22 protein-coding genes, 2 tRNA genes and 1 pseudogene are annotated in these 25,880 nt (G+C 40.4%); 2 read left to right on the top strand and 23 right to left on the bottom strand.

What is annotated here, in order from left to right; translation table 11 throughout:
* Positions 1-122: 122 nt before the first annotated feature.
* The 15 genes and pseudogenes from abc-f to leuB form a co-directional block, all read right to left on the bottom strand.
* Positions 123-1,979 carry a ribosomal protection-like ABC-F family protein gene (gene abc-f / locus AC1D69_RS05095; protein WP_495455059.1) on the bottom strand — a complete coding sequence of 619 codons (1,857 nt, stop codon included), beginning with the start codon at positions 1,977-1,979 and terminating at the stop codon, positions 123-125.
* 494 nt (positions 1,980-2,473) lie between these two features.
* Positions 2,474-2,734: pseudogene (locus tag AC1D69_RS05090) on the bottom strand (holin); the annotation flags it as partial.
* Between the two features lie 186 nt (positions 2,735-2,920).
* Positions 2,921-2,994: transfer RNA gene (locus tag AC1D69_RS05085), tRNA-Gly, on the bottom strand.
* A gap of 10 nt (positions 2,995-3,004) precedes the next feature.
* Positions 3,005-3,078, bottom strand: a tRNA-Pro gene (locus AC1D69_RS05080).
* Positions 3,079-3,230: 152 nt separating this feature from the next.
* Entirely contained in the window at positions 3,231-4,193 is a 963-nt protein-coding gene (locus AC1D69_RS05075) for an aldolase catalytic domain-containing protein (protein ID WP_495455058.1), read from the bottom strand.
* A gap of 121 nt (positions 4,194-4,314) precedes the next feature.
* The gene (locus AC1D69_RS05070; protein WP_495455057.1) at positions 4,315-4,467 is read right to left on the bottom strand and encodes a FeoB-associated Cys-rich membrane protein; all 153 of its coding nucleotides are present in this window, start codon (positions 4,465-4,467) and stop codon (positions 4,315-4,317) included.
* A 48-nt stretch (positions 4,468-4,515) separates the two neighbouring features.
* Complete coding sequence (gene feoB / locus AC1D69_RS05065; RefSeq protein ID WP_495455056.1) at positions 4,516-6,558, bottom strand: ferrous iron transport protein B; 2,043 nt, start codon at positions 6,556-6,558, stop codon at positions 4,516-4,518.
* A gap of 80 nt (positions 6,559-6,638) precedes the next feature.
* Entirely contained in the window at positions 6,639-6,875 is a 237-nt protein-coding gene (locus tag AC1D69_RS05060; RefSeq protein WP_495455055.1) for a FeoA family protein, read from the bottom strand.
* Between the two features lie 20 nt (positions 6,876-6,895).
* Positions 6,896-7,111 carry a FeoA family protein gene (locus tag AC1D69_RS05055; protein ID WP_495455054.1) on the bottom strand — a complete coding sequence of 72 codons (216 nt, stop codon included), beginning with the start codon at positions 7,109-7,111 and terminating at the stop codon, positions 6,896-6,898.
* 256 nt (positions 7,112-7,367) lie between these two features.
* Positions 7,368-8,675, bottom strand: a complete 1,308-nt coding sequence (locus AC1D69_RS05050; protein WP_495455053.1) for a DUF4129 domain-containing protein — start codon at positions 8,673-8,675, stop codon at positions 7,368-7,370.
* Positions 8,672-9,205 carry a hypothetical protein gene (locus tag AC1D69_RS05045; protein WP_495455052.1) on the bottom strand — a complete coding sequence of 178 codons (534 nt, stop codon included), beginning with the start codon at positions 9,203-9,205 and terminating at the stop codon, positions 8,672-8,674. Before AC1D69_RS05045 ends, AC1D69_RS05050 begins: the two co-directional genes overlap by 4 nt.
* An 808-nt stretch (positions 9,206-10,013) precedes the next feature.
* Positions 10,014-10,982, bottom strand: coding sequence for an AAA family ATPase (locus tag AC1D69_RS05040; protein ID WP_495455051.1), 969 nt, complete (start codon positions 10,980-10,982; stop codon positions 10,014-10,016).
* A gap of 189 nt (positions 10,983-11,171) precedes the next feature.
* Positions 11,172-12,272 carry an ATP-binding protein gene (locus AC1D69_RS05035; protein WP_495455050.1) on the bottom strand — a complete coding sequence of 367 codons (1,101 nt, stop codon included), beginning with the start codon at positions 12,270-12,272 and terminating at the stop codon, positions 11,172-11,174.
* Positions 12,273-12,511: 239 nt separating this feature from the next.
* Positions 12,512-12,919, bottom strand: coding sequence for a hypothetical protein (locus tag AC1D69_RS05030; protein WP_495455049.1), 408 nt, complete (start codon positions 12,917-12,919; stop codon positions 12,512-12,514).
* A gap of 336 nt (positions 12,920-13,255) precedes the next feature.
* Positions 13,256-14,335: a 3-isopropylmalate dehydrogenase gene (gene leuB / locus AC1D69_RS05025; RefSeq protein ID WP_495455048.1), complete on the bottom strand. Its 1,080-nt coding sequence runs from the start codon at positions 14,333-14,335 to the stop codon at positions 13,256-13,258.
* A 217-nt stretch (positions 14,336-14,552) separates the two neighbouring features.
* On the opposite strand from leuB, the gene AC1D69_RS05020 reads away from it, so the two are divergent.
* Positions 14,553-15,533 (top strand): aldo/keto reductase, encoded by a 981-nt coding sequence (locus tag AC1D69_RS05020; RefSeq protein ID WP_495455047.1) that lies wholly within the window; start codon positions 14,553-14,555, stop codon positions 15,531-15,533.
* A gap of 111 nt (positions 15,534-15,644) precedes the next feature.
* Here the strand turns inward: AC1D69_RS05020 and AC1D69_RS05015 are convergent, their stop codons facing one another.
* The 4 genes from AC1D69_RS05015 to ilvB form a co-directional block, all read right to left on the bottom strand.
* On the bottom strand, positions 15,645-17,183 hold the full coding sequence (locus tag AC1D69_RS05015; RefSeq protein ID WP_495455046.1) for a 2-isopropylmalate synthase: 1,539 nt from the start codon (positions 17,181-17,183) through the stop codon (positions 15,645-15,647).
* A 178-nt stretch (positions 17,184-17,361) separates the two neighbouring features.
* Positions 17,362-18,354, bottom strand: a complete 993-nt coding sequence (ilvC, locus tag AC1D69_RS05010) for a ketol-acid reductoisomerase (RefSeq protein WP_495455045.1) — start codon at positions 18,352-18,354, stop codon at positions 17,362-17,364.
* Positions 18,355-18,549: 195 nt separating this feature from the next.
* The gene (ilvN, locus tag AC1D69_RS05005; RefSeq protein WP_495455044.1) at positions 18,550-19,041 is read right to left on the bottom strand and encodes an acetolactate synthase small subunit; all 492 of its coding nucleotides are present in this window, start codon (positions 19,039-19,041) and stop codon (positions 18,550-18,552) included.
* A gap of 1 nt (position 19,042) precedes the next feature.
* Entirely contained in the window at positions 19,043-20,785 is a 1,743-nt protein-coding gene (ilvB, locus tag AC1D69_RS05000; protein WP_495455043.1) for a biosynthetic-type acetolactate synthase large subunit, read from the bottom strand.
* A 551-nt stretch (positions 20,786-21,336) separates the two neighbouring features.
* Between ilvB and AC1D69_RS04995 the strand changes: the two genes are divergently transcribed.
* Entirely contained in the window at positions 21,337-21,789 is a 453-nt protein-coding gene (locus AC1D69_RS04995; protein ID WP_495455042.1) for a GNAT family N-acetyltransferase, read from the top strand.
* On the opposite strand, the gene AC1D69_RS04990 is transcribed toward AC1D69_RS04995, so the two are convergent.
* From AC1D69_RS04990 to AC1D69_RS04975, 4 genes are all read right to left on the bottom strand, one after another.
* Positions 21,790-22,140 (bottom strand): hypothetical protein, encoded by a 351-nt coding sequence (locus tag AC1D69_RS04990; RefSeq protein ID WP_495455296.1) that lies wholly within the window; start codon positions 22,138-22,140, stop codon positions 21,790-21,792.
* A gap of 141 nt (positions 22,141-22,281) precedes the next feature.
* Positions 22,282-23,244: an ABC transporter permease gene (locus tag AC1D69_RS04985; protein ID WP_495455041.1), complete on the bottom strand. Its 963-nt coding sequence runs from the start codon at positions 23,242-23,244 to the stop codon at positions 22,282-22,284.
* The gene (locus AC1D69_RS04980; protein ID WP_495455040.1) at positions 23,245-24,324 is read right to left on the bottom strand and encodes an ABC transporter permease; all 1,080 of its coding nucleotides are present in this window, start codon (positions 24,322-24,324) and stop codon (positions 23,245-23,247) included.
* Complete coding sequence (locus AC1D69_RS04975) at positions 24,317-25,855, bottom strand: ABC transporter ATP-binding protein (protein WP_495455039.1); 1,539 nt, start codon at positions 25,853-25,855, stop codon at positions 24,317-24,319. The genes AC1D69_RS04980 and AC1D69_RS04975 overlap by 8 nt, the downstream gene beginning before the upstream one ends.
* Between the last annotated feature and the right edge of the window lie 25 nt (positions 25,856-25,880).

Here is a 25,880-nt window from a genome sequence, read left to right as displayed (position 1 = left end):
CTCCATCATGGCATTTCATTCATAACACTCTATTCACTAATTATAGCATATTTGTGTCCACTGGCAAGAAAAATGGGTACACCGTCCCATAAGGAAGGGTATCTGTGTCTTCTCATCCCTTATTAGAGACTTTTCAGTTGTTGCTGAAGCATCCGAATGGCAAGAAGACGTTCCATTTCCTCTAAGTCTGTTCCACCCTCGTCACTAAGCAATTTTGCAAGTGCCCATTCTAACTCAATTCTTGCATTATCTTGAGATGAATCGCCACTTATTCCTACTCCACGCCTCATGATCTGCAATTCTTCTTCCTCTACAGATCCTTCAAATAACTGAGGTTTCTGGGTCTCAGATAAGGTTAATATGCGATTCGCCAACTTACGTACTAACATGCGATCATGGGACACAACGACAAAGGCACCTGAATAAGACTGAAGTGCATCTTCAATGACTTCCCGTGTAGCGATATCCAGATAATTGGTGGGTTCATCCAGCACAAGTAGATTAGCCCCACTAAAATAGAGCTGTACAAAGGCTGCTCTACATCTTTCCCCCATGCTGAGATCCCCTATTCTTTTGAAGACATTGTCGCGAGAAAATAGAAAACATCCCAGAATGGTTCGTGCATTTGTCTCCGTCATCTCAGGCAAATAAAGGAGGCTATCTAACAGTGTTTGATCCATGTTCAGTCCTTCTAACTCCTGTGAGAAATACCCTACCTTCAATTTGGGATGCTGTCGCACCTCACCGGCTAGAGGAGTAAGCTTACTCATCATCAATTGTAACAACGTTGATTTCCCCGTACCATTAGGTCCACGAACCACAAGGCGATCTCCCCGTGATAGAACAAGATCAAACTGATCTAATAAAGGCTTATGCTCATTGAATCCAAATGTGACTTGGTTCAATTGGAGCATATGACGCGCAGCAAACCCTTCTGCTTCTAACTGCATTTTGACACTTGGAGCATTACGTGGCTTCTGTACACTTTCCGCATCTAGCCTTTCCATTTCCTTTTGCTTCGCATGATAACGAGAAATATTCTTCTTTGCCTTCGATTTATAGAAACTGGTGGCACTTGGCATCTCTTGCTTCGAAGCCGATTGATCCGCTTTATTGAACCATTCCTGGTATCTACGAATCGATTCCTCCAGCGCTTTCCTAGCTAACTGTTGTTGTCGATACAACGATTCTTGTTCACGGATTTCCCGATCTTTCTCACGGGAATAATCACTGTATCCACCTTTGTATTTCTTCAAGCCCTGACTCGTCAGCTCACATACACCCGTAGCTACACGATCCAGAAAAGTTCGATCATGAGAAACGAATAATACAGTCCCCTCATAGTGCACCAACCAATTCTCCAACCATAATATACTCGACTCATCCAAATGGTTCGTTGGCTCATCTAGGATAAGAAATCGAGGACAATGCACAAGTAATGAAGCAAGACGAACTCTCGTTTTTTGTCCACCACTTAATTGACAGAATGGCATACCCCATAATTCATCACCAATGTGAAGCACATTCAGCATTTTCTCCACATCTACTTCCCATTTGAATCCATCCTGTTGCTCATAGCGTTCCAACCAGCCTCCATATTCATCTAACAAAGACTCATGTGAAATAGGATTGGCATCGGGATCCTGACCAAGTTCTTCTTCTATTCGCTTCATATTCGACTTCAGCTGATATAATTCGGTACTATCATACTGAGCCGCTTCTAGTGTAGTCATGGCCAGCAAAGCCTCAGAATTTTGTTTCATAAAGCCCCACTGAGACAACGGAAGTCCTCGTTCAATGGTACCTTCAGTAGGATCTTCCTCCCCAGCTAATAATTCAAGTAATGATGTTTTACCAACACCGTTGCTTCCGAATAGTGCTAGTCGTTCTCCTTCATATATGTCAATGTCCACCTGTTCAAAGCAGACCCTTCCCTGCCATTCCTTAACCAAATTTCTACCACGTACGATATTCATCATGACATCATCACCCTTTCTAAGTGTACAAAAAAACCGCAGGCATAAGCCTACGGTGAAAGGTTATAGATAAGATGACTTAAACAGAGAGAAACCGTCAAAGAGGCCATTTAAGCCCATTCGTAACGATACGCCCGAATTTAGACACACCTATCCTCACCTCTACCTACCGTAGAGACTGCCTGTTTCAGTTACATGCAGTTTATTGAGAAATAGATGATTTACTTCATGGGCGTCGTGGTTACCTCGTTTTTCGTATTTGTTAATTGCTGGGTTCATTATATCAGAAAAGATATCGGATTGGAACTAGGGCTATGAAGGATGATGATACACACAAAACGCAAAAAGGCCCTTGCCATTACATCATAACAAGGTTCTTTAACAATGCGAAGTTATCACACCAATTATTTTTTATCGTTATTGATATTGTTGTTTTTGGCGTTATTGTTATTGGCGTTGTTGTCCTTACGATGATCTGGATTATCTATCGTATTACCACCACGTTTATTAAAAGCTAGTTCAAACAATCCTGTTGCTGAAAGTCCTGCCAGTCCTCCACCCCATAACCTTTCTACTGTCTGTAAATCGGTGAAAGGGTAAAATGCTAACCCTAACAGTAGTCCAATGAGTACCCCAACTAGAGGTATAATATTCTTTGGTAAATTTATTGTATTCTTAACAAGTTGCACAACTGCCATCACAAATACAGCTAGTACCGAAGCAAATGCCAGAACATCATTTAAATTCTGATTCACCATACATGATCACTGCTCCTTTTCAAGGGTATACAAGATTCACTGCATGTCTTTCACAAATTTATAGATAACGGCTACGATCGCTGGTCAAGATCCCTTTGAGAATAAATATGTTGCTATGGTGAAAATAGTACTAAAAAAGACAAATAAAAAAGCCCTTGATGATCAAGGGCTTCGAAGTTATATAATTGGAGCGGGTGATGGGAATCGAACCCACGCTATCAGCTTGGAAGGCTGAAGTTCTACCATTGAACTACACCCGCAAAGGTCGTATCGGGACGACACGATTTGAACATGCGACCCCCTGGTCCCAAACCAGGTACTCTACCAAGCTGAGCTACGTCCCGTTATCTATCTATATTCAACTTCATTCCGTAATAGTACGAGAAAAAATATACCACGAAATCACATCTTTTGCAACCATTCATGAATTAACTTACTCGTCAAAAATAAAAAGACATATCCAATGATATGCTCATTGATATGCCTTTATGCACGCTTATTTTTTCTGATCAAATGTCACTTCAGGAGTCATTAATTTATCGTAGAATTCGGCTGATTTATCTTTCGCATCCGATGCTCTCAGAGCCATCGCAGAACGTGGATGTTCATCAAGCGATCCTGTAATCATATACGGAATAATATATCCCCACTCTTCCTTCTCACGCAAAGGAATCATTAGTTGTTCAATGACGTCTAGCACAGGACGAAGCTTGTACGGCGTGTTCTTTAACTGCGATACAAGTAATTCTGTAGGGCAATTACCAGCTGCACGACCCATTCCGTATACGGAAGCATCTAACATTTCAACACCTTTTTCAGAAGCAATCAAGGTATTAGAGAACGCCAGTTGCAGATTATTATGCGCATGAATACCAAGACGTTTGTTCGGTAAATGTGTCTGGAACTTGTCTACCAAGAAGATAATGTCTTTATGATCTAAGCTTCCGTAAGAATCTACAATGTAGACGACATCGACAACACTGTCTTTAATCATCTCGAACGCTTCAATGAGTTCATTCTCCATGACATTAGAAAGCGCCATAATGTTCAGTGTAGTCTCATATCCACGATCATGGAACGTCTGCACGAGTTGGAGAGCTTTATCTACGTCTTTGATATAACAAGCCACGCGAATAAGATCTAGCATGCTTTCTGAACGATCTAGAATATCATTCTCATCCACACGTCCAATATCCACTAGTGCAGAGAGTTTCGTATTTCCCTTTTGAGGAATGACCTTCCGAAGGAAGTTATCATCTAAGAATCTCCAAGGACCGGCGTCCTCTGCCCCTTTAAGTAATTTAGGTGAATTCTTATATCCAATTTCCATATAGTCGACACCAGCTTCATTTAACCCGGCGTATAATTTCTGGACAAATTCCACACTGAAATCCCAGTTATTAACTAGACCCCCATCACGAATGGTACAGTCTACAATTTTGCTTTGATTCAATTTCATTCCAAACTCTCCTTTCACCCTTTACAGTATTAATCCATCATACTAGAATAAAGAACTTGATGTAAAGGGCAATGACTACACCGAAACGAACTCACTGGTGTCAACATCATGTAATCCATTTCTAATGGGTGTCATGTGGACAAGAGCAATTAGACGTTTCTTGCAATGAACAACCAGAACAAGCCGATTCTCCTTTGTGGAGTTTCCGAACATTCTTCACAACAATAAGGAGAACTAGAGCAAAGATTAATCCACCAAGAATCCAATTAATCATGATGATCGCCTTCTTCCAGAAAAATATTTGTATGCCATTCCGTTCAGATTAACCTAGACCAAGCAACCTTCCACCCTGATAAACGATAAAAGCAACGATCCAAGCTGTAGCTGTCTGATATCCTACGGTAAATAACGTCCATTTCCAAGAATTCATTTCTCTCTTTATCGCTGCAAATGCTGCAATACAAGGCATGTATAGTAAGGTAAACGTCATGAAGGCGTACGCCTTCAGTGGAGTGAAATAAGTCTGAAGTGAGGCAATAAGTTGTACTGAATCTTCTCCAACTTCACCTAAATTGTTTAGAATCCCCATCGTTGCCACGACAGCTTCTTTTGCAACAAATCCAGTTAGTAAAGCGACAGATGATCTCCAATCTCCGAACCCAAGTGGAGCAAAGAATGGTGCTATAAATGTCCCTACTGCTCCAAAAATACTACTACTAACGTCTTCCACCATATGGAGTGATAAATCAAATGTCTGACCGAACCAAATAATAACGGATGCTGCAAAGATAACAGTCCCAGCTTTCTTAATAAACCCCTTCCCCCGATCCCACATATGAATCATTAACCCTTTAAATGTAGGAATGCGGTAAGGTGGAAGCTCCATTACGAATGGCTCTGCTTCACCCTTGAAGATTGTCTTTCTAAGTAATATGCCAGAAAGTATGGCAACAACCATCCCTAATAGATAGAGAGAGAATATAACTAAACTCTGAGCATTCGCAAAAAAGGCAGCTGCAAAAAGTGCATATACGGGAAGTCGAGCTCCACAGGACATGAAAGGAGTCAATATAATCGTGAGCCGTCTATCTTTTTCGTTCTCCAATGTTCTTGTAGCCATAATTGCAGGAACACTACATCCAATTCCCATAATCATCGGTATAAAAGACTTACCACTTAAGCCTATTTTTCTTAGCAATCGATCCATCATAAAGGCAGCTCTAGACATATAACCACTATCTTCTAAGATAGCTAGAAAGAAGAATAGAATCATAATCTGCGGGACGAACACTAGTATACTTCCCAGACCAGCAATGATCCCACCTACAATTAGAGAATCCAACCATGATGCCGCACCTGCACTTTGAAGCCATGTACTCACGCTATCTGCTAGGGTCACATTAATGAAATGATCGATATAATCGATGGTGAATGTTCCAATGAAACCAAAAGTAATGGTGAATACCAAATACATAATAAGTAAAAATAACGGAATGGCAAAAATCCGATGCGTTAAAATTTTGTCGATTTTATCTGAGACTGTTAGTCCACCAAGGCTTATTTTCTTTTTGACTGACTTACTTATGACTTTGGAAATAAACTGATACCGTTGGTCAGCAACAATGGTCTCCATATCATTATCATATTGCTCTTCTAAAGAAGTTCGTGTTGCACTCATTCTTTCAGTCAGTTCATTACTAGGATTAAGTTTGGCGATAACTGTCTCATCACCTTCGAGTAACTTTACCGCAACCCAACGTGTTGGGTATATCGGTTCAATCTTAGAAGTAATGACCTCTCCTAGCTCTTCCAAGCTGGATTCAATCCGTTCCTCAAAAATTCTAATAGGGTCTGTTTGAACTCCTGTTACTGCACTTTGAGCCACTTGAAGTGATTTTTCAATCAACTCCTTAGTCCCATGTGCTTTATTTGCTGATGTCGGGAGAACGGGAACTCCCAGGTGTTTCTCTAATTGAAGAATGTTAATCTGATCACCCTTGGATTCAAGAGCATCCATCATATTAAGGGCAACAACAACCGGGATCCCTAACTCAATCAATTGTGTTGTTAAATATAGATTACGCTCTATGTTGGTTGCATCGACAATATTAATGACAACATCAGGCTTTTCGTCTAATATATAATTTCTCGCTATGATTTCTTCTAATGAATAGGGTGATAACGAATAAATTCCAGGAAGGTCAATAATCTTTATATCTTCTTTGAATCTCCTTGCTTTACCCTCTTTCTTCTCAACCGTCACGCCTGGCCAGTTACCCACATGCTGTGTACTTCCTGTAACTTCATTGAACATCGTTGTTTTCCCACAGTTGGGGTTTCCTACAAGCGCGAATCTAAAAGACATTTCTCTTACCTCCTGCTCAAAATGTTGATAACCATTCTCATTTGATTGTATTTTTTAAAAGCTACCAACACTGCATAGCTTTAGCTCTCTAGCTTCTGAATAATAATATTGCCTGCTTCTGCTTTCCGAAAGGTAAGCTCATACCCACGAATATTTACCTCAATAGGGTCTCCCAAGGGTGCTACTTTCCGTACGAGCATCTCAGCACCTCGTGTAACTCCCATATCCATTAAGCGTCTCTTCACTGCGCCTTCTCCGCTAATACGAACTATAACTACTTTATCACCCGGTCTGCATTCCTTTAATGTTGCTTCCATTTCCAATCCCCCTTAAGCTACTACATCTGAACTAATAATTGTTGTGCAATCCCCTTGCTAAGTGCTAGTCTCGAATCCTTCACATTCACAATCAGATTTCCACCATGCTCTGAAACAACCGTAACAGAAGCACCCGGAACCATGCCCAATCCTTCTAGAAATTTTTTAGTCGATTCCTTTGCTCTGCAATCATGGATAATCGCCGCTATTCCTGTAGGTAACATCGTTAAAGGCATTTTCCAATCCTCCTCTCTACCATCTATATATCAAATTCCCATACCGGGATTTATAATGACTTAAGTCACCTGTTATTCACCAGTGAGATTGAGAACCACTATCACTGATGTCGCCTTTTAAATGTACTGGTTACTTCTAGAAGGAGATATGACAAAAGTCACACTTCTAAACTACATTATCCAAAAAAAGGAATGCAAAGCCACCTCTCCTTTGGCTTTGCATTCCTTCTATATTTACCCCATTAAAATATGATCTTTACTTATGATCTTTCAAACGGTCTATCGTGTGTTGCAATTGTTGCTCTTCTACCTCTTTTTCTCCATAACGTACATCATTATAGAATGAGGTCATTTCCTGCACAGCAGATATGGCGTGTACCGTGTCCCTTGATTTCCGCCCTTCCAAATGAACGGCAACTTCATTAGGTGTTTGTGAAGTCGAGTATGATAATCCCTGTTGGATCGCCCTTTGGACCATGCGCTTATAATAGTAACGAACTTTTCCATGAATATCTTCTGGAAGGTTATCTCTCTTACGTCTAAATGGACGAGGATGCCGTTTTGTTTCGATCTTCTCAATCTTATCTATATAAGAAGCTGTATCCTTCGATTGGTGGTTACGAGGTACTGACTCTTCGGACGTCAACATGGCTATGAGTCTCCCTAGTTGTCGGCTAATGAAACGCACGAATTGATATAGAAGATACATAACAACCACGGCCAGAATCAATCCGATCACCCAATATATCACTTCCATCCATATGGAGGTACCACTATCCTTAGTAGGCTCTCCATCCATCGGGAATAATTCAGGAGGGGTGATCTCCTGCTGGGGAGTCACCGAATCCGATGGCTGATTTATATGGCCTATCAAAACGTTTAGCCATTTCGCAAACTGAATCCATAACCAATACAATCCCTGACTTAATTGTGTCAATGCTCCAAAGGCTATCATAACGCCCATAACTACAATGCTCCATCTACGATTCACGCTTACAAACCCTTTTAGAGCAACTTGTTGATGGGGAATGTCACTCAACGTTTCCTTCTGAACCTGCGTGGAATTGAGTCGTAACAGCCATGAACATAGTGAAATTAACCCAGCCACATATAATGAACCTGCATCTAACGCTGTCAGAGATAATTTAAAAGAAAAAACAAATAGAATTAATGTACATCCAATACCTACTAATTGATGTTTAAGCGCAATGCTAGATTTCCATACATGTTCGTTAAGTATACTTCCTCTTAATGCTGTTGCCGTCACAACTAACCATGTCATCCATCCACGTATGCCAATATTAAACTGTCCTAACGTTGCAAAGATCAATCCCCCCACTAGCAATATGCAGAGCCAAGTCATCCAGCGACGTTTTCTTCCAACGAGAACAGAGATAACCATTCCACACACGCCACCAATCCACATGATACCAGCAATGTACAGAGATGGTTGTCTTATTAGATAGAGACTTATCAGAAGAATAATGGCATACCAAGCGGCTAATTCAAAAAATAATGCACTCGATAACGTTCTCATTCCGGCTAATCCCTTTTTCACATTCACGAAATTGCCTCCTTGCTGGTTCCCATTCCCTCATTCACAGGAAGAACCATGACACTATTGCCCCGAGAACGAAGTCGCCATATCTGCTCTTCCATTTGTTCTGATACATGACCTGAAATCATTAGATAATCCCATGTCTCTCCGTCAGATCTGATATCTAACTCATCTTTTAGAAACTGGTCAAAGGGTTGCAGGCACTTCATCTCTACTTGAGCCATTGCCTTCAAGATATCATCTAAATGGGCCTTTCCATACCCAGGAGATATACGGATCGCTTGTATGGATTGATTTCCATAGACTGCATTATGTCCAAATCCAACCTTCATTCCCTGTTGAATGAGATAGGAAGCAGCCGTTGCCGCATATGATAAAGCGCGTTCTACTATATCTGGATTACTTACCACATTCCACATCTGTGCATTAACCTGTACATTTACATATATAATGACTTCAGGGTCAGCGGTATAACCTTGTTTATACACTTGTAACTGCCCCACACGCGCACTAGCTTTCCAATGGATACGATTCATGGGGTCATTTCCTGAATACTCCCTTGTACCCAAGATAAGAAATGGATCCTCCACTACCCAACGTGACACTTCTAACTCTCCCTGCCAAGTTCGATAAGATGAGGGCATATTGTCTAGAGATAATAGTGTGGGGTAGACCCATAAANTCAGGGTCAGCGGTATAACCTTGTTTATACACTTGTAACTGCCCCACACGCGCACTAGCTTTCCAATGGATACGATTCATGGGGTCATTTCCTGAATACTCCCTTGTACCCAAGATAAGAAATGGATCCTCCACTACCCAACGTGACACTTCTAACTCTCCCTGCCAAGTTCGATAAGATGAGGGCATATTGTCTAGAGATAATAGTGTGGGGTAGACCCATAAAGATGCATTCACAGGTATTAATTTTGTGTTCGAGAATAATCCGAATAAGTCGCCGCCAGACATGGACAACGTTTCTAATACGTATACGCCTCTATTTTTAGCAATAAATGGATGATGTCTAGTAATTTTATTGTAAGGTTTCATTGTAAACACACTTCTATGATTCTGATAAATACTTCCTTTGCTGATCTGCATGACGTCATCCGAAAGGAACACAAAGGACGCAGGCAACATAGCTTCTAACCGCAACCAGATGATGGGGATTCTTTTCTCATTCAGAATCACTTCAACCATCTCTAGTGAGTCACCCGCATAACAATGATTTTTATTCAAATGACGAGAATAAGATATATTTCTTAATACGGGAACACCGAATACAACACCTTGAACAAGGACGACTATCATGCAAGCGAAACATAACCATACAAAGGTCATAGATCACTTCACACTGCTTTCGAATTGATCTTCACTTGGAACGGGAACATGATTTAGTATTTCCTGCAACAGCAGATCTGCTCTTCCTTCTTGTTGCTGAAGACGATTTCTAAACACTAAACGATGTGACAGTACAAAAGGAGTCATATGTTTGATATCATCTGGCAGAACATAATCTCTACCTTTCACTGCCGCAAAAGCCTGCACTGCACGAAGTAACGCTTGCGTCCCTCTTGGACTTACACCAAGAGACACATCCCCATGATTTCTGGTAGCTTCTGCAATCTCGATAATATACCGTAAGAGATCATCCTGAACCTTTACATTTCTATAGGAAGTCATCGCTTCAACGATTTCTTGCTGTGAAACGACAGGTTGTAGCTTCTGGGATACTTCGTAAGAAGCCGTTCGCTTCAAAATTTCAACTCCTTCGTCCAATGAAGGATATCCTAATTTCATCTTAAGCATGAATCGATCCATTTGCGCTTCTGGAAGAGGGAATGTCCCTTGATTATCTATGGGGTTCTGAGTAGCCAATACTATAAAAGGTTGTCCGAGAATATGAGTTTCTCCATCGACACTAATCTGACGTTCCTCCATACACTCCAACAAACTTGCCTGTGTACGCGGAGTAGCACGGTTAATTTCATCTGCTAGTACCATATTGGCAAATAAAGGCCCGGGCCGGAAGCTGAAATCCCCTTCTTTTTGATTATAGAAATGAATCCCTGTTAGATCTGATGGCAGTAAATCTGGGGTAAATTGAATCCGCTGGAATGAACTTTCCATAGAGGCAGATAATGATTTGGCCAATAACGTTTTTCCCGTTCCAGGTACATCTTCAAGCAGGACATGTCCCGATGCTATAATGGCTGTTAAAAGAAGTTCCACTGCTTCCTCTTTCCCAACAATAACGCGGCTAACATTCACCTTTAATCTATTAGCTATTTCCTGAATTTGTTGCACTTCCATCAAAATCATCTCCTCAGGAAACCGTTTTCAATTCGGTTTCTCATTTGTTCCTACCACGAGCAAGTAACCCTTTTATTATAGCATTCAGTAATCAAGGATTCATCTAGCAATTAGAAAATATGGATAGAGAAAATATCACAAAAAAGGTATCTCTTTAAATTACAAAGAGATACCTTTCAAAGGGTTTGTTCAAATATGTGGGAGCGATATCATAAACTGTGTTCCTTCCCCCATTTCGCTCTCCACGGATATATATCCTCCATGGTTTTTTATAATGCGATAACTCACGGAAAGACCTAGGCCTGTCCCACTTTCTTTCGTCGTAAAAAATGGGTCAAACAAGCGAGATAAGGTGTTATTATCCATACCTTTTCCATTATCAAAAATTCGAATTTGTACATCTTTGTGAACCTGTTCTACATGGATTTGGATCATTCCAGGATGTTCATGACCTAGGTCGTTAATAGCATCCATAGCGTTCTTGATAATATTTAATATGACTTGTTTAATTTGCTTAACATCAACTGATATATATAAAGGGAGTACCCTATCGTGCAAGATGATTTGACAGCCATTCATTAACGCTTCACTTTCGGTGAGAAGAACAACTTCCTTCAATAATGAAGCAACGTTAATAACGGATGTTTGAGGTGCCGATGGTTTAGAAGAATTCAAGAATTCACATATAATATCATTGGCTCGATCTATCTCCATCAAAATGATTCTCGCATATTCATCTTTACCCAAATGAAGTAAGTGTGGTCGCAATAATTGAATAAAACCACGTATTGCTGTTAATGGATTACGAATTTCATGTGCAATGGATGCCGAAATTTTACCTAACATAGCTAGCTTGTCATTCTGATAAGCTGTCTGCTCTATTTGTTTGTAATCCGAAACATCCTTCGCACTAACTAAGAAGTCTCCGTCCATTTGATCACCATAAGTTACGGTAAGAAGCCAATGGCGTCCTCGCTCATCACTAAATTCATGATGCTTTTTACGTTGAAAGATGGTTTCGCGATATATCCGTAGCAATTTCCTCTTGTTTGAGCGACTTAATTGCTGGTGATGTAATATCTCTATTAGTGTGCATCCAATGAGTGAAGAACGGGATATCTCGAGTAGCCTGGCCATTTGCACATTAACAAATGTGAGCATTCCATGACTGTCGAAAAGGATAATTCCACTGTCAAGATGCTCTAGAATATTCTCATATTTATCCTTTACCAGTTGTGTTGACTGAAAAGCCTGAAGTGACTTTAACAATGTTTCCTGGATTTCACTCAACTCGTCTTACCCCCTTTTTCTACCATAACAATGAATAACTAACCGACGACATCTTCAATAAATATTTCCAAATTCTTTCATATATTTATCATAGCTAGAGTGGAGGAGAAACGTCAATCAGAGATACTGTCGAAAAAGATAAGATAAAGGGATACACTCCAAACTAATGCCTTTTACAAAAAATAAAGAGCCTTCGCTATTGCGAAGACTCTGAAACAACATATAATTCTATGGCTGATTTAAGCCTTATTATGAAGGCGAATTCGTCGTTGACTCATAACAGCAAGTCTAGACTTAAGTTCTCTTTCCCACTTTTCATCTTGAAACTGTTTAGCTACTGCAAGTAAATCTAGAGCCATATCAATTTGATTCTGAATGATATTTTTTGGATCTTCGGTTTCGCGGTTAACTACGTTTTCAAAAATAGCCTCTTCATCTTCTGTTACGTAATCTTGGAAATCAACTTCAAACGCTCCATCCCCATGAGCATATTCGGCAAGGATCTCGTACTCATTCTCAACTTTATAATGAACCTCTACTCGCTGACATACCGGACAGATAAGTAGGGGAACATTATGCACTTGGGTGCGGTAATGCTTTAAGGTACCTTTCGTGCCAACCATACTCGCTCCACAGCAAAAACTCATTGTAGTTCACCCTCCTCAAATTTCATCATTCATGCTTTAAGTTATTCGATTCAACGCTCCACAATACCTCTTTTTGTCGGATATTTACTATATATATTCAATCATTTTGTTTATGTTTGAATCATTTTATCCATTAGATAAGAATTAGATAAAAATACCCTTTTAACTGCGAAATCATAGCAGTTAAGAGGGTATTCTTTATGATAAGCATATTAATCATTAGATTAAAAGGACTTATTGCAGATTCTTGTCACCAGGATTTCATTCATTGTACATAGTCGACTGGAGAACATAAATGTTATCATCCAGGGAAATCAAAGTCAAGATTTCAACATGTTATTTCTTCATAGCTGCAACAATTAAATCTCCCATTTGACTCGTTCCAATCGCCTTACTTTTATCTACGGCGATGTCACTAGTACGATGCCCTGCATTCAATACTTCAGCTACAGCAGTTTCAATAGCACTCGCAGCATCTTCATATCCAAACGTTAAGCGGAACATCAATGCAAGTGAGAGGATCGTTGCAATTGGATTAGCCAACTGTTGTCCAGCGATATCTGGTGCTGAACCATGTACCGGCTCGTACAATCCGTAGCTTCCTTCACCCATAGAAGCCGAGGATAACATTCCGATAGATCCTGTCAACATTGCCGCTTCGTCACTCAGAATATCTCCAAACATATTCTCTGTAACAATAACATCGAAGCTAGATGGACGACGTAGAAGTTGCATAGCACAGTTATCAACAAGGACGTGCTCCAATTCTACATCTGGATATTCCGGAGCTAAGCGATTTGCAACTTCACGCCATAGACGAGATGTTTCAAGCACATTCGCTTTATCAACCGAAGCAAGTTTCTTACGTCTCTTCTGAGCAATCTCAAATCCTTGGCGGATAATACGCTCTACCTCTGTTACATTATAGACACATGTATCAACGGCTTCTTCACCTTGTTCCCCTTGGCGTCTGAATTTCTCTCCGAAATAAATACCACCAGTTAGTTCGCGGACAACCATTAAGTCTGTGCCTTCAAGTACTTCCGGTTTCAACGTGGATGCATCTTTCAAACAATCGAACACGACAGCAGGACGTAAGTTTGAGAACAACCCTAATTCTTTCCGAATACCAAGAAGTCCTGTCTCTGGACGAAGTTCTTTAGGATTGTTATCCCATTGAGGCCCACCTACAGCTCCAAGAAGAACAGCATCTGCCTTTTTACATATGTCTAATGTCTCTTGTGGTAGTGGTGTACCTTTCTGGTCAATGGCAATTCCGCCAAATAACGCATGTTCAGTTTCGAAGAAATATCCGAAGAGTTCTTCCGTACGTTTCATTACTTTTTCTGCTTCTGCTACTACTTCTGGTCCAATGCCGTCTCCGGAAATGACGGCAATCTTCTTAACTTCTGACATCTTCATCGCTCCTCTATTTTAAAACTACACTGTTTCATTTCTTCTATATACTGTTGTATCATACTTTTCACTGATCTGACAAAGATATAGAATCTATGAGATTAATAGTTTTTACCTATAAGTGAACATCAAATTTCCATGATTTGTTGTACATACGTTTCTAAGATACAATGTTAAGGAATGGGATGATTGTACTATAAGTGAGGAGATGAACATAATGCAATATACTGCCCTTGGTAAATCAGGTATGCAAGTCAGTCGTTTATGCCTTGGGACCATGAATTTCGGTCCAGCCACCGATGAGAAAGAAGCTTTCCGGATTATGGATGCAGCATTGGATGCTGGAATCAATTTTTTTGATACCGCTAACAACTATGGCTGGGGCGAGAATTCAGGACTTACCGAAGAGATCATTGGACGTTGGTTCAAGCTCGGTGGAGGTCGTCGTGAAAAGGTCGTACTGGCTACCAAAGTTTATAGTTCCATGAGCGATGTTCTTGATGGTCCCAACAATGAGTCTGGATTGTCTGGATATAAAATTCGACGTCATCTAGAAGGTTCATTACGCCGACTTCAAACCGATCATATTGAATTATATCAGATGCACCATGAAGACCAACGTGTAACTTGGGATGAACTGTGGGGAGCTTTTGAAATTGCAGTCTCACAAGGAAAGATTGGGTATGTAGGTTCCAGTAATTTTGCCGGATGGGAAATTGCTGTAGCTCAAGGCGAAGCCTCTAAACGTCACTTCCTCGGACTTGTTGCCGAACAACATAAATACAGCTTAACTTGTCGTCTACCTGAACTTGAAGTACTTCCTGCAGCGAAAAACCTAGGTCTAGGTGTTATTCCTTGGAGTCCACTCGATGGAGGTCTGTTAGGTCGTAATGCATTGATGAAGATTGAAGGATCCCGTAGTGGCGGCATTGCTGGTCGTATTGACCAACATCGTTCTCAACTCGAAGCCTTCGCCGACCTATGTAATGAACTAGGTGAACCACAAGATAATGTTGCTCTAGCTTGGCTACTCCATAACCCTGCTGTTACAGCTCCAATCACTGGACCTCGTACGCTAGAACAACTTGAAAGTTCATTGTATAGTCTTGAGATTTCCCTTGATGAGTCTATCATGAAACGATTGGATGAAATCTTCCCAGGCCCTGGCGGAGCAGCTCCACAAGCTTACGCATGGTAAGATTTAAGAATTCGTTTTTTTGTAATTAATAAACAAAAAATGCAGATCCTACTCATGATAAACATGGTTGGTCTGCATTTTTTTATGAAGGCTCATATTCCTAGAACCATTCTACAATTTAACATTTTCACGATTGCTGAATGAAATTCTCTTTTCTAACAATCGATTCAATGCATCCACATAAGCACGTGCACTAGCTTCTAGTATATCCGTACTTAGTCCACGACCCTGTGCAGAGACACCATTCTGGTTGAGTATAACATGTACTTCACCAAGTGCATCTTTACCATGAGACACTGATTTAATTGAATAATCTGCAAGTGTCACTTCTTCTAACGTTGCTTTGTCAATCGCATTATATATGGCATCTACTGAACCATTACCTTCTGCTTCTTCGATAACCACCTGATCATCTTTCATAATTCGGACTTTAGCCGTTGGTACCGATTCATTTCCATAAGTTACATAGATCGTTTCGAGCTTAAATACTTCCTCCGTGTCTACAAGTTTCTCTTCAATGAGTGCAAGTAGATCATCATCGGATACTTCTTTCTTCTTATCAGCAAGATCTTTAAATTTAGCGAATGCATCATTCACTTGTTGATCTTCCAACTCATACCCTAAATCAATCAGCTTATCACGGAATGCATGTCGTCCTGAGTGTTTCCCTAGAACGAGCTTACTCTCCTTCAATCCAATCGACTCAGGCGTCATAATTTCATACGTAGTTTTCTCTTTCAACATTCCATCCTGATGGATCCCTGACTCATGTGCAAAGGCATTTGCCCCTACAATTGCCTTGTTTCCAGGAACAACCATTCCCGTTAACTTACTCACTAAGCGGCTAGTACGAGCAATTTCTGATAATTGAAGAGAAGTCGTAGCATTAAAGAATGATTGCCGTGTTGCCAAAGCCATCGCTACTTCCTCGATCGCTGTATTTCCAGCTCGTTCACCAATCCCATTGATCGTGCCTTCGATTTGGTCTGCACCATTCTGAATAGCTGCTAATGTATTGGCGGTAGCCATACCTAAATCGTTATGACAATGTGCACTCAATTGAATTTTCTCGACGTCAGGTACGTTCTCCTTAACGAATTTGAAAATGGCACCATACTCAGCTGGATTCAAATAGCCAACGGTATCTGGAATATTGACAACAGATGCTCCTTCTTTAATAGCCATGCCGACCATTTGAGCTATGAAATCATATTCCGTACGCCCTGCATCTTCCAACGAGAATTCTATTTTTGAGAAATACTTACGAGCATATCGAAGAGCAGATTGTGCTGTCTCCAATACTTGTTCCTTTTCCATCCGAAGTTTATGCTTGCGATGAATAGGTGACGTCGCTAGAAAAATATGAATACATGGATCTTGTGCGCCTTGTAGCGCTTCACGAACAGCATCAATATCTTGCTCACGAGACCGTGATAGTCCAATCACGGTCACATTCTTAACAGCTCTCGCGACAGCATTCACAGCTGCAAGATCTCCTGGAGATGCTGCTGGAAATCCTGCTTCCATACGGTCAATACCCAATTTTTCTAATTGATATGCAATTTCGACCTTCTCACGAGTATTCAAGTTCACACCTGGAGATTGTTCACCATCTCTTAACGTCGTGTCAAACACATAAATTTTTCGCATGACAGACACCTCCTTAACTAGTTGCAATCCTATTAAAATATCCAATGCGGCTCACGCAAGTTGTGCACGGCCGCATTGGAATACATCTTCACTTTACTCCTCCAACGCCTTAAAGCACAGGTATGTAAGAGAATATAAAGCGGATCTTCAGATCATTGCTATGATCTATAATATGATGTTACTTCTTGCTCCAATGCATCATTTCACGTAGTTGTGCACCAACAACTTCAATTGGATGGTTAGCTTCGTTACGACGAGTAGCGTTCATGAAAGCATTGTTAGATTGGTTCTCAAGAATAAAGTCGCGAGCAAATTTACCTTGTTGAATATCTGTCAATACAGCCTTCATAGCTTTCTTCGTTTCGTCAGTGATAACACGTGGACCTGTAACGTAGTCACCATATTCAGCTGTATTCGAGATAGAATCACGCATACTTGCCATTCCACCTTCATAAATCATATCCACGATCAATTTCATTTCGTGTAAACATTCGAAGTAAGCCATTTCAGGAGCATATCCAGCTTCAGTCAGTGTTTCGAATCCTGCTTTAATTAATGCAGTAACTCCACCACATAGAACCGCTTGTTCACCGAATAGATCTGTTTCTGTCTCTTCACGGAAAGAAGTTTCAATAACTCCTGCACGTGTACAACCGATTCCTTTTGCATAAGCTAATCCGATTTCTTTTGCTTTACCTGTAGCATCTTGCTCGATAGCAATCAATCCAGGAACGCCAAATCCTTCTTCATAAGTACGACGAACCATATGACCAGGTGATTTAGGTGCTACTAGAAGTACGTCATTTCCTGCTGGAGCCACAATTTGTCCAAAATGAACGTTAAATCCGTGAGAGAACATCAATGTTGCATCTGATTTAAGATTGGGTGCGATTTCATTGTTGTATACAGAAGCTTGTGTTTCATCAGGCATAAGGATTTGAATAACATCGGCACGACGCGTTGCATCAGCTACGGAAAGAACTTCAAAACCATCATTTTTTGCTTTGTTAAAAGATTTACCTTCACGAAGACCGATAACTACATTCACTCCGCTATCACGCAAGTTTTGTGCTTGTGCATGTCCTTGGCTACCATAACCAATTACCGCTACCGTTTTTCCTTTCAACACGTTCAAATCTGCATCTTTTTCATAATAAGTTGTAACTGCCATTTTATAAGTCCTCCTTTAATTTTAAAAGAACCCTCCATGATCAATTCTGTTTAGAATTTATCTACAATTGAATTCAAGAGCGGGTGTTTCAAAGATCCATTAGGCTATCCTCATGTGAATCTCTCAAACGCCCGCTCTTTATAGTCATGAGAGGGCATTTAATCATTTAATCATTATCTTTACTCTGTTGTATGATTACTTTGTGTCATTTCCACGTGTCATTGCCGTAACCCCGGTCCGAGATAACTCGCGAATACCGTATGGTTTAAGTAACTCAATCATAGCATCAATCTTGGTTGTGTCTCCAACGACTTGAACCATCATGCTATGCGAACCAATATCAACAACGGATGCCCGGAAGGTCTCAACTACACCCATAATTTCTGGACGTTCGTTCGTTTCCGATTTCACCTTAATGAGAGCTAATTCACGAGCTACCATTGGCTTGGATCCCAAATTAACAACCTTGATAACATCAATCAATTTATATAATTGTTTCTCAATCTGCTCTAGTGTCTTATCGTCGCCGTTTGTAACAACAACCATTCGAGATAATCCAACTTCTTCCGATTGTCCTACTGTAATACTCTCAATATTAAATCCACGTCTACCAAAAAGTCCAGAAACTCTTTGAAGGACACCCGGTTGGTCATTAACAAGTATAGAAATCGTATGTTTCATACTCATATTACTCATCCCCCATCAACATTTGATCAATGGTCGAACCCTGAGTAACCATCGGATATACATTTTCATCCTTATTAACAACGAAATCCAAAAGAACTGGACCTGGAGTATCAAGTGCTTCTTGCCAAGCAAGCCGCGCTTCTTCTTTCGTTGTAGCTCGAAGGCCCTTAACGCCATAAGCCTCTGCTAATTTCACAAAATCAGGGCTACCTGCAAGATCAATATGACTATACCGATTATTATAAATAAGCTCTTGCCATTGTCTTACCATCCCAAGGACCTGATTGTTGATTATAACGATCTTAACAGGAATGTTATTAATAGCACAAATGGCTAATTCCTGCGAACACATCTGAATACCTCCATCTCCGTTTATGGAGATAACCAGACGTTCTGGTTGTGCCATCTGGGCACCAATTGCGGACGGTAAACCATATCCCATTGTTCCAAGTCCACCCGAAGTGATCCATGATCTTGGTTGATTAAATTTATAGTATTGTGCTGCCCACATTTGATGTTGCCCTACATCCGTTGTAACAATGGCTTCACCTTTGGTCGTTTCATTCAACATCTCGATAACCCACTGAGGTTTCAATACATCTTCTGAATCTGTATATCTGAATGGATATTCGTGCTTCCATTCCTGAAGTTGAGTTCTCCATGCATCCGCTTTTTTCGTATGACTCACCATAGGATTGAGCATCTCGAGAACCGTTTTTATATCCCCAACAATTGGGATGTCTACCGTCACGTTCTTCCCGATTTCAGCAGGATCAATGTCAATGTGTACAATCTTAGCATGAGGAGCGAAACCATTTAATTTCCCCGTTACCCGATCATCAAAGCGAGCTCCAATATTGATAAGTAGATCACATTGTTGAATCGCATTGTTCGATGTATACGTACCATGCATTCCCGGCATTCCCGTCCATAACTCATGACCACTTGGAAATCCACCAAGACCAAGGAGTGTCGTCGTAATTGGGATTCCAGTCCGAGTAGCAAATTCGAACATTTCATCGTGAGCACCTGAGTAGATAACTCCTCCACCTGCAATTATGAACGGACGTTCAGCTTCGCTAATGGCTTGTGCTAATTTATCTAATTGCAATTTGTTAGGTACAGTACAAGGATTATAACCCCGAATGTTAATCTCACTACTCGGTGTAAACAGTGTCATCGCCGCGGATACATCTTTTGGTATATCAATGAGAACTGGACCTTTACGACCTGTATTGGCTATATGAAAAGCTTCATGAATCACCCTAGGTAAGTCTTCTACATCTCTTACCAAATAGCTGTGTTTCGTGATTGGCATAGTAATACCTGTAATATCCGCTTCTTGAAAAGCATCCGTTCCAATTAAAGTTGTAGCTACATTTCCCGTAATAACAACCATAGGTACCGAGTCCATGTATGCTGTAGCAATTCCTGTGACTAAATTTGTTGCCCCAGGGCCAGATGTTGCAATACAGACACCCACCTTACCACTTGCTCGTGCATATCCATCAGCTGCATGAATGGCTCCTTGTTCATGGCGAGTCAATAAATGCTTGAAGTCGTCAAATCCATACATTGCATCATAGATATACAAAACTGCTCCACCAGGATAACCAAAAACACATTCAACGCCTTCTAGAAGAAGGCTACGTAGCAATACCTCCGAGCCAGTAATGACTTCCGGTTTCATCCATTTTTCTCGTAATTGCTCAGTTGACGTCAGTTCAGGAATTTGCTTAGTCATTAGTCATCCCCCTCTCAAAATTGCACCCATCACTACTTTTTTTGGAACAAAAAAACCCTTCATCCTTCACAACAGACTTATCTCTCTGTGTGAGGGACGAAAGGTTATAACTTCCGTGGTACCACCCAAGTTTGCTTTAAGTTTCACAACAAAAAGCCTTATCAAGTATAATCTCTTATACCTGTGGTCTATAACGTGGACCAATCGATTTTCCCTAATAAACAATAACGTTTTTCAGGAAAACAGCTCCGAGGTGAGCTCGTATAAAAGGGATTTTGGTGGAGGTTGCAGCAATTCCTCTCACTCTCTGAACAATAGAGCCCTTAAAACTTCGTCCTCTTCATTGCCGATTACATATACTCGTTAAAATGTTACATGTATTATATGATTCATCCACCATAATAGTCAATACCCATATTTTTATTGTTATTATTAATTCTTTTTTCAAGTGTCTTTTTCTTTCAGTTTTCTAGCACAAAGTCTCCCCTATAGCACATATGATGAGATAAACTTACTCAGCAATGAGCCCATGTGAGGGGAGGATTACATGAATGATCCGTTATAGAAGACCTAAACAAGATGACTCCATCATTATGAAATTAATTGAAACAGAACTTGTCCCATTATCTAGTATGAATGATAAACAAATTCTTGAAATAAAGAATGAATTACCCAAGCGCTTAACTAATGGAGTCACACTTGTAGCTTCACCTTATTATGAGGCGGATGCTGTAGGCTTTGTTCATTTCATGTTACACGGTCACTTATTATATATTGATATGTTAGCCGTGGCACCCGCTGCACAGCGCAAGCGCTGGGGTAACCTATTAATGGTTCAGGCAGAACGCTTTGCGCAGTCTCGCGGATGCACACGATCCAAAGTTATGGTAGATACCATCAATAAAAATGGGCTATCCTTTTATAAAAAATTAGGCTATATTCCAATACGTTCGCATCCATCTCAAAAAATCTATGAACTGGAAAAACAATTTCATGTATTCTGATTAGAAAAAGTTGTTGTATTGCTGCGGATAACCGCCCTGATATCCGTTGCCATAGTTACCATAACCATTGGGCACGGTATTAGGCGCCTGATATGGCGCTCCGTATGGGTTACCTCCATAACCATATGCCCCAGTAACATACGGAGCTGTGCCAATTGCCAACAAATCAAATAATACGAGTGGAATAATTGCCTTAGTGTGTACCCTTTTGGCTGAGTTTCTTTGTATGATGAGCTTGTTTCCAGATATTTTTAATAGCTTTCCGGTAACAAAAGTTCCATCTTTTTTCGTGGCAACAATACTTTTTCCTATCCACCTACGCACTTGAGCCTTCGTAACCGAATGCTTCATCATTTTCCCCTCCTTATCGTTTCAAATATAGTGTATTCTGGGGACTGACCTAATGCTTGTTCGTTAGCCCTATAAGATGCCTAAATACAAAAAAACCAGACCCTGTTAGGGTCTGGTTTAAGTCTTTTATCCATGTAAGATTTAGCGTTTACCAGGATCATAAGGTTCACCTAAGGCTGAAGGTGCAGAGGATCGTCCAACTGCAGCTACAAGCACGATAACCGTTAATACATAAGGAAGCATGTAAATGAATTCTTGAGGTACGTTTTGTGACCACTCAAACAACTGAACATAACTTCCGAAAGCTTGAGATAGACCAAATAATATCGCTGCTCCAAAAGCCCCAATTGGATTCCATTTTCCAAAAATCATCGCAGCAATGGCGATAAATCCTTGACCAGAAATCGTATTATGAGCGAACATACTAGTAGTCGTCAATGTAATGGTTGCACCACCTAAAGCTGCTAAAGCACCACTCATCATAACTCCTGTATACCGCATCCGTTTAACTTTAACACCTACAGTATCTGCAGCACTAGGATGTTCACCTACTGCACGTAGACGCATACCAAATGGTGTTTTGAACAGAACATAATACGCTACAAAAACTAATATAATTGCTAAATATGTCGTTGGATAATGATGAAACAATACATTTCCGATGAACGGAATGTCAGATAATCCGAAAAAGTTAGTCTTCTGAAATACCTCTTGAAGAAGTGGCGTTTCACCTTGTCCATCAAACAAAAGTCTAACTAAATACAACGTACTTCCTGCAGCTAAAAAGTTAATAACTATACCACTAATCGTTTGATCTGCTTTAAAAGTTATTGATGCTACAGCATGAATCAATGAAGTGATAATACCTAACACAACCGCTGCCAACAAACCAATATACGGTGAAGCAGCACCCATTCCTGCATCTTCAGCATAATACGTTGCTATAGCAGCAGCAAAAGCACCAAAGACCATGAACCCTTCAATACCAATATTTATTACGCCAGATCGTTCCGAGAAGATACCTCCCAAAGAAGCAAAGATAAGCGCTGTAGAAAATACTAGCGTTGTGTTGATGAGTTGGCCTATCGTTGTAATCCAGTCCATTTACAACACCTTCTCTTTCTTACGTTTGAGATATAGAGGCTTAAGCACCCAGCGTACAATTCCTTGTGCAGCAATAAAGAAGATAATTGAACCTATTACAATTCGAATAATTTCTGGAGGAACTCCGGCACCAAAGCTCATACCTGATGATCCGTATGTCAATGTTCCAAACAAAGCAGCTCCTAGAACCGTACCGAATGGATGATTCATTCCAATCAAGGCTACGGCAATTCCGTCAAAACCAACTCCTGGTGATCCCGTAAATATCGCTTGGTAATGAAAGACACCAAGAACCTGGAAAGCACCACCGAGGCCTGCAAAGATACCACTGACAAACATAGCCTTAACGATATTACGGCTTACACTCATCCCTGCATATTCTGCAGCATTTGGATTATGACCTACAGCTCTAAGCTCATAACCTTGTTTGCTCTTCCACATATACACATAAAAGAATACAGCCGCTACAATAGCTATCAAGGTACCCCAGTGCATACGCGCATTACCCATATATTGCGAAAGCGAATCCAGGGAAATAAACGCCGTAGATTGGATGTCCTCTGATTTCTGTTGACCTTTAAGAAGCAAGAAATTTCTCACAATGTAGTTACTGAAATACAAGGCTGTCCAGTTCAACATGATAGATACGATAACTTCATTCACACCACGTTTTGCCTTTAGATAACCAACAATTCCAGCCCATAGACCACCACACAGACCTCCTGCAATAATGGCAAGTGGAGCATGGATAATTGCTGGAAGACCTGTTACTTTAATCCCTACAATCGATGCAGCTGTCATCCCAATAATATACTGACCTTCAGCACCAATATTGAATAGACCCGCACGGAATGCAAAAGCAACAGCAAGACCTGTCATGATCAGGGGCGTTATTTCTCGAATCGCTTCACCAAAACCGTATACATCACCAAACACAGATGAAAATAGTGAGCTATAGGCAAGGATTGGGTCATACCCTCCTGCAAGCATAATCACTGCACCCACGATAAGTCCAAAAACAACAGCGACTACAGGAATAATTAGACTATCAACCGACAATATTTTCATCAATTTATTCATGTTGCTTACCTCCTGAAGTGCTACCAGACATCATTAAACCTAACTCCTGATCATTCGTCTCTTCAGGCAGAACCTCACCAACAATTCGACCTTCATAGATCACGACAATTCTGTCTGCCACATTCATAATTTCATCCAATTCGAAAGAAATAAGCAATACAGCTTTGCCTTGATCTCTTTGAGAGACCAATTGTTCTTGAACAAACTCAATTGCACCTACATCTAACCCACGAGTTGGTTGTGCTGCAATCAGAAGTTCAGGATTCTTATCTATTTCCCGGGCTATAATCGCCTTTTGTTGATTACCACCAGATAGCGATCTAGCTTTAGTATCTATACTAGGCGTTCGTACATCGAATTGCTTAATTAACTTCGTTGCTTGCTTGTCAATTTCCAGTTGATTCAGGAAACCACCTTTATTAAACGGTGCTTTGTAATACGTTTCTAGAATCATATTCTCACTCATCGTGAAATCTAGTACTAAACCATGTTTATGGCGGTCTTCCGGAATATGAGAAACGCCTTGTTCTGTCACATATCGCGGATTACGATTTGTCAGCTGTACATCTTTCATGGTCACTGAGCCACTATCCACTTTACGTAATCCCGTTATAGCTTCAATTAGCTCACTTTGTCCATTTCCATCAACACCAGCTACACCTAGAATTTCACCCGCTTTCACTTCCAAAGACAAGCCATTAAGAACAGGTACACCTTCTTTGTTCTTCAACTTCAAATCACGAACCTGTAGAATTGCCTCTCCTGGAGTAGCAGGTTTTTTATCAATTTTAAAAGAAACATTCCGCCCAACCATTTTTTCTGCGAGCGTATTCGGATCTGTTTCTGATGTCTTCAATGTATCCACAACTTTACCACGACGTATAATCGTTACCGCATCGGAAATATGCATAATTTCTTTAAGCTTATGTGTGATTAGAATAATGGATTTACCCTCTGCTACCAAGCGTCTCATAATAGACATTAGTTCCGTAATTTCCTGTGGAGTTAGAACTGCTGTCGGCTCATCAAATATAAGAATATCTGCACCACGATAAAGTGTTTTCAGAATTTCAACTCTCTGTTGCATCCCTACCGATATGTCAGAAATTTTAGAGTTAGGGTTTACCTTCAGACCATATTGATCAGATAGTTCTTTAATTTTTGCTGTTGCCGTCTTGTAATCAACATGAAATCCTAATTTCTTAGGTTCCATGCCTAGAATAATATTCTCTGTTACAGTAAAGGGTTGTACGAGTTTAAAATGCTGATGTACCATACCAATTCCCAGATCAATTGCCATATTCGGATTATCAATATGGACAGGTTTACCTTTTATTTCAATACTTCCCTCATCCGGTTGGTACAATCCAAATAAGATGTTCATTAATGTGGATTTCCCCGCACCATTCTCACCTAGAAGCGCAAGTATTTCTCCCTTATGCAACTTCAGACTGATCGAATCGTTGGCAACAATGCCGGAAAATCGCTTAGTAATTCCCTTAAGCTCTACGACTGGGTTTGTAGCATCCATGTTATCACCCTTATTCCATATTTAA

It is taken from the genome of Paenibacillus sp. Y301 (genome assembly GCF_059445505.1).
Note: the sequence above shows the minus strand (reverse complement) of the source record. Positions and strands in the feature narration are given on the sequence as shown.

Bases quoted from the DNA above. Each gene is read 5' to 3' on its own strand.
- abc-f (WP_495455059.1), bottom strand. From the start codon at position 1,979: ATGATGAATATCGTACGTGGTAGAAATTTGGTTAAGGAATGGCAGGGA.
- AC1D69_RS05075 (WP_495455058.1), bottom strand. From the start codon at position 4,193: ATGAAATTGAATCAAAGCAAAATTGTAGACTGTACCATTCGTGATGGG.
- AC1D69_RS05070 (WP_495455057.1), bottom strand. From the start codon at position 4,467: ATGATTAATTGGATTCTTGGTGGATTAATCTTTGCTCTAGTTCTCCTT.
- feoB (WP_495455056.1), bottom strand. From the start codon at position 6,558: ATGTCTTTTAGATTCGCGCTTGTAGGAAACCCCAACTGTGGGAAAACA.
- AC1D69_RS05060 (WP_495455055.1), bottom strand. From the start codon at position 6,875: ATGGAAGCAACATTAAAGGAATGCAGACCGGGTGATAAAGTAGTTATA.
- AC1D69_RS05055 (WP_495455054.1), bottom strand. From the start codon at position 7,111: ATGCCTTTAACGATGTTACCTACAGGAATAGCGGCGATTATCCATGAT.
- AC1D69_RS05045 (WP_495455052.1), bottom strand. From the start codon at position 9,205: ATGAATCGTATCCATTGGAAAGCTAGTGCGCGTGTGGGGCAGTTACAA.
- AC1D69_RS05040 (WP_495455051.1), bottom strand. From the start codon at position 10,982: ATGGAAGTGCAACAAATTCAGGAAATAGCTAATAGATTAAAGGTGAAT.
- AC1D69_RS05030 (WP_495455049.1), bottom strand. From the start codon at position 12,919: ATGAGTTTTTGCTGTGGAGCGAGTATGGTTGGCACGAAAGGTACCTTA.
- leuB (WP_495455048.1), bottom strand. From the start codon at position 14,335: ATGTCAGAAGTTAAGAAGATTGCCGTCATTTCCGGAGACGGCATTGGA.
- AC1D69_RS05020 (WP_495455047.1), top strand. From the start codon at position 14,553: ATGCAATATACTGCCCTTGGTAAATCAGGTATGCAAGTCAGTCGTTTA.
- AC1D69_RS05015 (WP_495455046.1), bottom strand. From the start codon at position 17,183: ATGCGAAAAATTTATGTGTTTGACACGACGTTAAGAGATGGTGAACAA.
- ilvC (WP_495455045.1), bottom strand. From the start codon at position 18,354: ATGGCAGTTACAACTTATTATGAAAAAGATGCAGATTTGAACGTGTTG.
- ilvN (WP_495455044.1), bottom strand. From the start codon at position 19,041: ATGAGTATGAAACATACGATTTCTATACTTGTTAATGACCAACCGGGT.
- ilvB (WP_495455043.1), bottom strand. From the start codon at position 20,785: ATGACTAAGCAAATTCCTGAACTGACGTCAACTGAGCAATTACGAGAA.
- AC1D69_RS04995 (WP_495455042.1), top strand. From the start codon at position 21,337: ATGATCCGTTATAGAAGACCTAAACAAGATGACTCCATCATTATGAAA.
- AC1D69_RS04990 (WP_495455296.1), bottom strand. From the start codon at position 22,140: ATGAAGCATTCGGTTACGAAGGCTCAAGTGCGTAGGTGGATAGGAAAA.
- AC1D69_RS04985 (WP_495455041.1), bottom strand. From the start codon at position 23,244: ATGGACTGGATTACAACGATAGGCCAACTCATCAACACAACGCTAGTA.
- AC1D69_RS04980 (WP_495455040.1), bottom strand. From the start codon at position 24,324: ATGAATAAATTGATGAAAATATTGTCGGTTGATAGTCTAATTATTCCT.
- AC1D69_RS04975 (WP_495455039.1), bottom strand. From the start codon at position 25,855: ATGGATGCTACAAACCCAGTCGTAGAGCTTAAGGGAATTACTAAGCGA.